A 1,193-nucleotide genomic window follows, 5' to 3' on the forward strand; every position below is an offset into this window, starting at 1 on the left:
CCCAGGTCGTAGCCGGCGAAATCCGCCTCGCTGTCGCTGATCACCTGGAAGTCGCGGATGCGGATGCGGCGGACGCCGCTGCGCCCCTCGGCCCGCACCCGCGCCGTCGGCGTCTTCGGGCCGGATTCGCCGGCGGCGACATGGGCCTTGCGGACGGCGATCGCCTCGCGCTTCTGGTCGAGATATTCGTTGAGCGTGGTCATCCTCTGGTCCTCACGGCAAGGGGCCCTCCCGGCGGCGTCAGGGCGGGGCGTCAGCGTCTCGGAAGAGCGCTCTCCGAAACGTGCTGATAAAATTTGTAGAACTATCTTTAAGATCAGTATGATTAGGTAATTATGATTCAGACAACATGAATCTTCCGAGTTTATCGCTCGCGGCGGCGTTTGTTGGCCCTATTGATCACATAAAATTTGTAATTTTTTATGAAAAATACGCAGTGTACGGTGAATTGTGCCGGACAAGCGGGACGGGTCGGAGAGCCCGGCTATACGGGATTTCTGCGTGCCAAAAGTACGTTAGAAAATCGAAAATCATGGCAATTATGCATATGCGGAAGGGAAAATCTTGCCGATCAACACCCATCTGGGCCGTGTGCTGACCCTGGCGATCGCGGCGCTGGCTGCAAGCCCTTCCCTGGCGGCTGACGAGGCGCCGGTCAGCGGCGGTACGCTGATCTATCTGGAGCAGCAGGCCCACACCAACCTGTACCCGCCGGCGGGCGGCTTCTATCCGAATGGCGGGATCCTGAACCAGATCACCGACAAGCTGACCTGGCAGGATCCAAAGACGCTGAAGATCGAGCCCTGGATCGCCGAATCCTGGACCGTCAACGTCGACGCCACGGAATACACCTTCACGCTCCGCAAGGGCGTCACCTTCTCCGACGGCACTCCGCTCGACGCCGCCGCGGTGGCGAAGAACTACGACACCTATGGCCGCGGCAACCCGGCGCTGAAGCTGCCGGTGTCCGAGGTCATCAACAACTACGACCGCAGCGAGGTGGTCGACCCGCAGACGGTGCGCTTCTTCTTCAAGAAGCCGTCGCCCGGCTTCCTGCAGGGCACTTCGGTGATCGGCTCGGGCCTGGTCTCGCCGGCCACCCTGGCGCGGCCCTTCGACGAGCTGGGCGACGCCACCAGGATCATCGGCTCCGGCCCCTTCGTCGTGGAGAGCGAGACGCTGGGCAAGGAGCC

At 61.7% G+C, this 1,193-nt stretch carries 1 protein-coding gene and 1 pseudogene; one reads left to right on the plus strand and one right to left on the minus strand.

The genetic code is table 11. The annotated features are described in order from the left end of the window. Positions 1-203, minus strand: a pseudogene (locus FFK22_RS41825) (OsmC family peroxiredoxin); the annotation flags it as partial. A 361-nt stretch (positions 204-564) separates the two neighbouring features. Between FFK22_RS41825 and FFK22_RS41830 the strand changes: the two are divergent. After that, positions 565-1,193 (plus strand): ABC transporter substrate-binding protein (locus FFK22_RS41830; protein ID WP_306770272.1); only part of this gene is annotated, 629 nt, incomplete at its 3' end.

The organism is Mycobacterium sp. KBS0706 (genome assembly GCF_005938675.2).
In the GTDB taxonomy this organism is placed as follows: Bacteria; Pseudomonadota; Alphaproteobacteria; order DSM-16000; family Inquilinaceae; genus Inquilinus.